An 8,192-nucleotide genomic window follows, 5' to 3' on the forward strand; every position below is an offset into this window, starting at 1 on the left:
ATTTCTTGGGCACAGATTATTGCCAAGGTTGCCAACTTAGGCGCGATACACCCTAGACAAGCATCTGAAAATCTTTAACCGTTTGGCGAAGGTATTGACTATTGCAGATATTATTTGAAGTGCCTGATCCCCCCTATGTGCTAATCGGGGTCGCTGCGCTCTGTGGACTTGCATGTGGCAAAGCATTTGAAGTGTCAATCAAGCGAAAAACCAAAGAATGGTTTCAGGGCAACTCATCGCGATCGCTGAGCACCGTTAACGAGGTCAGGCTAGTTATCCCTTATTTAGGCATCTGTTTTTGTAGTTGGGTCTTTGTGGGTTCCGCTTTGACGACTTTTGCTGTGCCATGGATAATCGGTTTTGCCATGTCTACGATCGTGGTGTTGTCCAGTGGACTTTTGGTGTGGTTTCAACTCAAAAGACTCTTAAAAGCACTGGAGGAAGGGGGTTCAGAAGCCCTGGAGATTAACAGTCTTTTCTAAATGAACCGGACAATCAATCGATTATCTCCCCTTAACGATTTGGCAATTTGGACAGATCGCATGAATCGTCAATTGACAATCTAAGAGATGAAAACCGGATTGTTTGGCTTTAGTTTTGCCCACCTTAAGAATTGAATCGCTTTTGAATTCGATCGTTTGATTGCATTTCACACAAATAAGATGGTGGTGATGATTTGGGTAGGGTTGATTCAATTCGTAATGTTTATGACCTTCAGCAAATTCTAGTTCTCTGAGTATCCCCATATGAGACATCAGCTTGGTATTTCGGTAAATCGTTGAAAGACTAATGGGTGTTCCTTTTTGCTGTAACAACTCATAGAGGTCTTCAGCGCTAAGATGTTGTCCTTTCTGTAATTCTTGAAAGGCAGTCAAGATAATTTCCCGTTGGGGCGTCAACCGCCAGCCCTTCTCATTTAATTCTGCTTTGAGCGAACTAGAAGTGTACATGTACCCTCCTCACTGGGTAATAATCCAAAGCGTTGGGGTTGGCTAGTCCAATTTGGTAAGCGCAATGGATTGGTTACCCATATTGCGAAGACCTTTGTTGTTCCCTCTCGGTGAATTGGGGGTGAAACCCCATTTGCTCCTTCGGCACTAAAAGACCCGGCACCTTATGACCATGAAGGACAGACCCTATAGCTGGGGTGTTAGGGCGTTGCCCGTTTCAAATTTACAACAATTCTCAATTGAAATAAAAAATACTGCTCTATTTAGCATCTGCCAGCCAGAAAAGGGGATAAGCCCGTTGTTCTGTAAGTCCTTGTCTTTGATATAGATAGCAATCACTTATCAGATTCTCAAATTAGAACAGAAAATCTATGTTGATTTCTATTGAAAATGAGTATCAATAGTATTATGCTGATTAAGAATTATTCTCAATAAGCTTTAGGAGATGATCATGGCAGGTTCAACTGGAGAACGTCCGTTGGGTGAGATAATTACCGACTTTAGTTTTTGGAAGCTCCACATTATCAATATCCCGGCTATTTTTATCTCGGGTTGGTTCTTCGTCAGTACTGGACTTGCTTACGATGTCTTTGGGACGCCCCATCCTAATGAATATTTTTCTCAATCACAGTCTCAGATTCAAATTGTGACGGATCGATATGCCGGTAAGCAGCAGATCGATGATTTCAGCAAGCTCAAGATCAAGTCTGACGCAAGTAATTAGGAGAATTAACGATGACAGCTCGAACTCAGCTCCAGCGCCCACAGAGAAAATATCCCATCTATACGGTGCGATGGTTGGCTATCCATACGTTGGGTGTGCCGTTAGTGTGGTTCCTCGGGGCGATCGCATCGATGCAATTTATTGATCGTAGTGACATTTATGAAGCCGTTGCTCCACAAATTATTGCTGGCTTAGACGTCCGACTCGCTTTGGTCTTAGTACCGATCTTATTCTCGATTGCTTGGAATATCGTTTTCTTTGGTGGTCCGACCTTGCAAGAAATTCAAGAGGTCTTGCAACGGGAATAAGATTGGCAAAACGACGCTAGCTTGACACTCTCTTGAGGCAGAAGAGGGTGTCTTTTTTGCATTACTGGCTTACGGAAAATTTAGGTGCAAACCCAATATTTAGGTGCAATGTTATGAGACCGTCCTTTCTCAAAAGCTCAAAGGTTCTTCCTCGACTATTGTGGATCAGTTTAGGGGTTGTGATTAGTTTGTTGTTGAGGGGAGGTATTCAACCCTTGCTGGCCCATCATGACGGCGCGAGTCCGCCGATCAATGGGCTTTGGGAAGGGGTTGTCCACCCGTTGATGGGCCTCGATCACATTACCTTGATCTTCGCAGTAGGGCTATTAGCCGCGAGGAAAAATGGCAGTCTGATCTGGGTCTTTACCAGTTCGGCTCTGATGGGTATTGCAGCAGGGTTACTGGGGATTCAGTTCTCAACTGCTGGGGTTGCGATCACATTGCTATTGATGGGCATACTGCTTGCCCGAGTCGATACCGTAGCGACGGTAATTATGGTGGCGGGGGTTGCGATCGCAGGATTTTGTCAGGGGTATCCCCATGCCGCTTTAATTGAAACGGTCTCTTCCTCGATCCAAGTTAATTTCCTGGTGAGTTTTACCTTAGTTCAGCTTGCCCTAGGGTATGCCACCTGTGGTGTGAATCGACGGTTCCTTCGACCCCATCCAAATTTGATTGTCCCTAGCTTGGGCATTGGTGGGATTGGCCTTGCCTATCTCGGCTCAATCTATCTTCTATGAGTGATTTGAGCAGGTACAACTAATAGCTAAGCGGGAACACACCCGCTTTTTTTAGCACTCACCACGGTTCAGTTTATCCATCGAAAAATTCTAATAAGAATAAGATGGAATAAGTGGCGACCACTAGCGGTACTAAAACAACGGAAAAGCGGGGATCTTGCAATAGAGAAACAACAATATACATGGGGCGTACTCCTAAAGGTTTGAGTGAACCCACTTGAGCCTTAAAAAAAACTGGTCACTTTGCCGAGAATATGGTCTAGAGAAATCGCGTCAAATGTTCGACTATCAGTGCTTGCAGCTACGTTATCTCCAACCAGAAAATAAGAATGATCTTTCACAGCCTGAATCCGCTTGATTAGATAAAACTGGTGCTGAAAGGGATGCTGCGCGAGCACAATATCTCCAACTTCAGGGACGCTTTGCCGATAGGCTCTTGGATGGACCAAAACCTGATCGCCAGGTGTCAACGTCGGTTCCATTGAGTGCCCCTGCACCTCCCAGCGCCAGCGTCGTCGGCAGCACCACAATAGGAACTCCCAGACAGAGCAGTCTGGGAGGGATGTCCTTGCCGAATCATCCATTTCAACTGGCCTTGTACCACGGCACATTGGTTCGATTCTTGGTTGTCCAAAAGACTTGATGAATATTTTGGACAGCAGCTAGCAACTCCTCCGCATGTTGCAGATTCACCTCTACTTTGCAGGCAGAGCAAAGCTTCGCTGCTTTCCAAAACATATCGTGTAAATTCGGAAACTGCTCTAGGTGTTGAGGCTTAAAATAATCGGTCCATAAAATCAAAATTTCCTCTTTTGTCTTTTGAGCTTGTTCTTCCTTAATTTGGATATATCGCGACATCGTATTCAAATAAGTGGCCATTGCTTGGGGATTCTGATCGGTCGGGGGTTGCAGATCCTGAATCTTGCGAGTCATTGAGACAACCGCTTCCGCATAAATCCTTGCTGCTGCTGGATCGTAAACACCACAAGGGCCATCACAATGGGCATGGACAATAGGAGCTGGAAACCAACGCTTGATTTGAGTCGTAATTTGTCGCAGAACCATAAACCATTCCTTAATCTGAACTTAAATCAGTCTTTGCCAGGATGCTTGTTGACCCCCGAAGCATTTAAACACGCAACGATTGGGGTTGCCTTGGACCAAAGAATTGCTGAGCTTGATCCGCTGCTTGCTGAAACACGGCATGTGCTTTTGCGGGCTGTCCTAAGTGCTGATAGAACGCATAGGCTTTAAGGCTAACCATTTTCAATGCTTTGGCAGCTTCTAGCCGTAGACATCGAGAATATTGGCTAGCGACCATCAAATCGATCACTTGCTCTAACGCTTGCTGCATCGTTGTCTCTGCAGCGGGAATATCTTCAAGCTTTAGCAAGTTGTCTGCCAAATTATGGCAAGCAATCACATAGGCATGGACTGCTTCAGGATGATGCCGCTCTTGTTTGGCCGTCATCAGCATCAATTCTGCCAAGGAAATCGCTTTGCGATATGCCTGAAGAGCGTCTGTGTATAACCCCGCCTGAAAACGCTGATTGCCGGCCTTACTGTGGAGTTGCCAGCCCATTTCATAGGATGAGTAGGTTTGTGGATCGTAGACCATATCAAGCAAGCATTCGATGGGGTCAAAATAAAGGGCCAGAGAAACAGACTGATCAAAATAATTCTTGATTAGATATGAATCAATTGGGTGGCCTGACTGATATCAAAAGGCAGGAAAATTACCCGAGAATCCCCATAGACAGTATCCTGCCATACTCAAGGGTTAATCGCAAGTTATTTTCAATAAGGAGCTGCTTGTTCATACCCCCTGTGCGTTCTCAATTTAGTGAGCTTTCCCTGATCGTCAGAACCAATACATGTCTGCAGGAATGCTTCGCCGTTGTTTCATCCCCTGGAGTTGGAAATGGCCCCAGTCCAGCTCCGTTACATCTCCACTACTGATATCCAGCATGACCTGGATGCAAACGAACTTAAATATTGGGCATTCTACAAAGAGAGTGTTATGATACACTAACAGTACATAAGTACTATATAACCCAGTCAGTTAAGGTTTACCCCTTGCAACTCGAATGGTGTATCACCATTCATGTGATTAGTCTAAACGCGCATCACTGGCTTGCTCTTGACTGTGCGGGGCTTCGCCCTACTGTGGCTGTTACGGTTTGGTTTCCATGAAACTAGCGAGCCACAGTAGGGCGGCCCCGCTCGAGTTGAGCAATCCAGTCCTAAGAGGTTTACGAAGAGGCGCTTAACTGACCGGGTTTATTTTTGCTGAGCAGGCAACGGTTAACCCCGGTGCTCATCCCTGTCATCGAGTTCACTTTCCTCGACTTCATGTCCAATCAACCCCGTACTCGCCAAGAACTCTACGATCGCATCCGTCAAAGCTCCCGTGATGAGGTCATTTTAGAAGAAATGGTGCGGTTGGGATTTTGGCCTGCCGAAGGCGAGATGCCCCAAGATCCGGCGGATGAGATCCGGCGCAAGGGGGAAATTCAGCGGGAACTCGCGGCGCTACGGGCCGAGAACCGCAAGCTGCATAACGAAGCCGCCATTAAAAAGCAGCTCTACAAAGATCGACTGGCTGCTTCTAAGCAGAAACGGCAAGAAACAAAAGAACGGCGAGAACAAGAACGACGGGCTCGGGCCGCCGCATGGCGAGACCGAAACGCCCGCGATATCGTCTATCTAGGAGCAGGGGTTTCCGGAGGACTCAACCAAACCGAGTGCGATCGCACCCGACTCCAGCAATTTGGCCTTCCTGCCTATGGGACGGCTGAAGAGATTGCCAAGGCCATGCAGATCAGCGTTGGACAGTTACGCTTCCTGGCCTTCTCTCGGCGTACAGCCCAAGTTTCCCACTATGTGCGCTTTAAAATTCCTAAGAAAACGGGGGGAGAGCGGCTGATTTCTGCACCCATGCCCCGCCTAAAGCAAGCCCAATACTGGATCGCAGAACAGCTAACGTCAATCCCCCTCCATGAGGCCGCCCACGGGTTTTGCCTAGGTCGGTCAATTGTCACTAACGCAACGCCGCATCTGGGAGCAGATGTGGTGATTAATCTCGATCTCCAAGATTTTTTCCCGTCTGTGTCCTATCCTCGGGTCAAAGGTTTATTTCGCTCCTTTGGCTATAGCGAAGCTGCCGCCACGATTTTTGCCCTGCTCTGTACGGAACCCGATGTGGTGGAGGTCGATTTGGATGGTCAGAATTATTATGTGGCCCAATCTCAGCGACACCTGCCCCAAGGCGCACCGACGAGTCCTATACTCACCAATCTGCTCTGTCGCCGTTTAGATCGCAGACTGACTGCTATGGCAGCAGAGTTGGGGTATCGGTACACACGCTATGCCGATGATCTGACTTTCTCAACCACAGGTCCGTCGCAACAACAGGTGGGCAAGCTATTGCGACGGACCCATGCCATTGTTACCCACGAAGGCTTTACGATTCATCCCCAGAAAACTCGGGTTCTGCGCAATGGCCGACAGCAGGAGGTGACGGGAGTCGTCGTCAACGAAAAGCTAAACGTGGATCGCAAAACTCTGAAGCGATTCCGGGCACTACTTTACCAAATTGAGCAGTCCGGCTATGACGACCAGCATTGGGGGGGACAGCCCGTGTCTTTTGCTCAGATCCAAGGCTATGCCAATTTTGTCGCCATGGTGAATCCTGAGCGGGGCAGCCAGTTCCAGGCTCAAGTCAAGCGAATTAAGCGCAAGTATCCACCCCGCGTTCAAACCCCTAGACCAGCTTCTTGATTTCACCGTAGGCGCGGTAAAAGCCGCCACGGGCGGCTTCCCGTAAGTCTTCGACGACATATCGGGCTCCGGCTTCCCGCATCTCTTTGGGAAATTGGACATTCCAGTCGCTGTGATAGCCAGCAGATTCCACACGAACCCGCAATTTGCTGCCGTCTTGCACACAGACTAAGATCACGCCTTCTCCAGCGTTGGAAGTGGTTTCTAGGGTAGAGGAGGCTGCGATCGCATCCAGTTTCGGTGCTTTCACATTGACCACATCAGGCACCGTTCCCGCTTGGGCATCCCGAATAGCGGTTTCGCTGGCATCAATACAGGCCAGAGAACCATCCGTAGTCACAATGTACAGACGATCCTGAATAAACTGCATGGAGAAGGCTGAACCACAGCCTGTTCCCAGCTTCCAGAGGCGCTTGCCTTCTGCATCGAAACAATAAATAGAAGAGGCATTATCTCCCGCAAATATATATTTGCCGTCCTCTGCTGCCGCACAGGAATACACTTGAGCGTCGCACTTGAGGATCTGTTCCAATTGGCCTTGTTTGGTAAAGCAATAAACCTGACCTCGACTAGTACCTGCATAGACCGTTGATTCTTCCTGCCAACCGAACAGGACATTTCCGTCTGTCCGCTGGTTCCAAATCACCTGGCCGTCTTCCCAGTCATACATGGTGACGCCACCCGAATGGCCATGATAGACCCCAATCTCATCGCAGCGGACCATCCAACCGTGGTCACCGTTGCTGCGGCGGTTCCACTGGGATTCTTCTTCATGGTTAATGGTGGTTACTAGCCCTTGCCGATCCGAGACCCCCAAAATGCCGTCGTTAATATCCAGCCAGAAGATATCAACATCCTCAGCAATGGAGTAGGCAGCGCGGGGAACTTTTCCGCTCAAATCGTAGACCTTGCCATCATCACAACCGGCATAGCGCCAGTCAGCATCGGCCACAATACATTTAACGCCATCGGGGAGTTTAAACTCTTGCGTGACTTTTCCGTCGGGAGTCAGGGTAAAGATCTGGCCCTTTTGATTGCCCACCCAGCATTGCGATTCATCAATAAAAATACCGAAGGCAGATGCCCCGGAGGCAAACTTCCACAGCACTGGCGCACGGTTAGCCGAGGAGCGAGTACTCGTCATTTGACGACGGGTAATGGCCCGTTTCTGCCGCACTCCCTGAACCGCATGTTCATACCCTTTACGCAGCTTAGCTTTGATTTTTTTTGCCGCTTCAGCTTGGGCTTTTTCTGGTGTGGCAAAGGTTTTCGCTTGGGTTTGGCCAGAATTGCCGATCCGTCCATAGCGGATGGTTAGTTCCGTTCCCAAAACGACGACTTCATAGAACTTGTGGGCGACCCCTTCTTCTTCCGACAGTTCCAAATAGGTTCTTTCTTCTGCCATACTGATCCTCTGTAAACCTCTGCTTTTTAGGATTCACCTATCTGATCTAGTTTGACGCAAGGCGGGATCTGAAGTGAACCCCTGATTTTAGACAGTGAAATCAAGCATAAGAGAGAACCACACTACAGGTACCACACCTGACGACTCGTTTCGGGTTTTATGCCACAGGCGAACTTACCTGAATCTCCTTTGGGGATGACAAGGTACTTCAAATCTAGAGTCAGCAGTAGATAGGGCAGTGTGATTTCAAAGAAAATAGGGTGGCCGAAACGACTACCCTATCCA

At 48.2% G+C, this 8,192-nt stretch carries 9 protein-coding genes and 1 pseudogene; 5 read left to right on the forward strand and 5 right to left on the reverse strand.

The genetic code is table 11. From position 1 onward, the window contains the following. Positions 1-119: 119 nt before the first annotated feature. Positions 120-482, forward strand: a complete 363-nt coding sequence (locus tag Q0991_RS08710; protein WP_299487454.1) for a hypothetical protein — start codon at positions 120-122, stop codon at positions 480-482. A gap of 21 nt (positions 483-503) precedes the next feature. On the opposite strand, the gene Q0991_RS08715 is transcribed toward Q0991_RS08710, so the two are convergent. Further along, positions 504-950: a Fur family transcriptional regulator gene (locus tag Q0991_RS08715; RefSeq protein WP_299487455.1), complete on the reverse strand. Its 447-nt coding sequence runs from the start codon at positions 948-950 to the stop codon at positions 504-506. A gap of 451 nt (positions 951-1,401) precedes the next feature. Between Q0991_RS08715 and psbE the strand changes: the two genes are divergently transcribed. From psbE to Q0991_RS08730, 3 genes and pseudogenes are all read left to right on the forward strand, one after another. Continuing rightward, positions 1,402-1,674 (forward strand): cytochrome b559 subunit alpha, encoded by a 273-nt coding sequence (gene psbE / locus Q0991_RS08720; RefSeq protein WP_299487457.1) that lies wholly within the window; start codon positions 1,402-1,404, stop codon positions 1,672-1,674. A gap of 11 nt (positions 1,675-1,685) precedes the next feature. Next, positions 1,686-1,823: pseudogene (gene psbF / locus Q0991_RS08725) on the forward strand (cytochrome b559 subunit beta); the annotation flags it as partial. Between the two features lie 272 nt (positions 1,824-2,095). Continuing rightward, on the forward strand, positions 2,096-2,722 hold the full coding sequence (locus Q0991_RS08730) for a HupE/UreJ family protein (protein ID WP_299487459.1): 627 nt from the start codon (positions 2,096-2,098) through the stop codon (positions 2,720-2,722). Between the two features lie 224 nt (positions 2,723-2,946). On the opposite strand, the gene sodX is transcribed toward Q0991_RS08730, so the two are convergent. The 3 genes from sodX to Q0991_RS08745 all read right to left on the reverse strand — a co-directional run bounded on the left by sodX (position 2,947) and on the right by Q0991_RS08745 (position 4,340). Continuing rightward, positions 2,947-3,306, reverse strand: coding sequence for a nickel-type superoxide dismutase maturation protease (gene sodX / locus Q0991_RS08735; protein ID WP_299487461.1), 360 nt, complete (start codon positions 3,304-3,306; stop codon positions 2,947-2,949). A 1-nt stretch (position 3,307) separates the two neighbouring features. Further along, complete coding sequence (gene sodN, locus Q0991_RS08740) at positions 3,308-3,787, reverse strand: superoxide dismutase, Ni (RefSeq protein WP_299487463.1); 480 nt, start codon at positions 3,785-3,787, stop codon at positions 3,308-3,310. A gap of 64 nt (positions 3,788-3,851) precedes the next feature. After that, on the reverse strand, positions 3,852-4,340 hold the full coding sequence (locus Q0991_RS08745; RefSeq protein WP_299487464.1) for a hypothetical protein: 489 nt from the start codon (positions 4,338-4,340) through the stop codon (positions 3,852-3,854). 734 nt (positions 4,341-5,074) lie between these two features. On the opposite strand from Q0991_RS08745, the gene Q0991_RS08750 reads away from it, so the two are divergent. Beyond that, positions 5,075-6,502: a reverse transcriptase family protein gene (locus Q0991_RS08750; RefSeq protein WP_299487465.1), complete on the forward strand. Its 1,428-nt coding sequence runs from the start codon at positions 5,075-5,077 to the stop codon at positions 6,500-6,502. Here the strand turns inward: Q0991_RS08750 and Q0991_RS08755 are convergent. Next, positions 6,486-7,907: a WGR domain-containing protein gene (locus Q0991_RS08755; protein ID WP_299487466.1), complete on the reverse strand. Its 1,422-nt coding sequence runs from the start codon at positions 7,905-7,907 to the stop codon at positions 6,486-6,488. The genes Q0991_RS08750 and Q0991_RS08755 overlap by 17 nt on opposite strands. Between the last annotated feature and the right edge of the window lie 285 nt (positions 7,908-8,192).

Source organism: Acaryochloris sp. IP29b_bin.137 (genome assembly GCF_028285745.1).
Lineage (GTDB): Bacteria > Cyanobacteriota > Cyanobacteriia > Thermosynechococcales > Thermosynechococcaceae > Acaryochloris.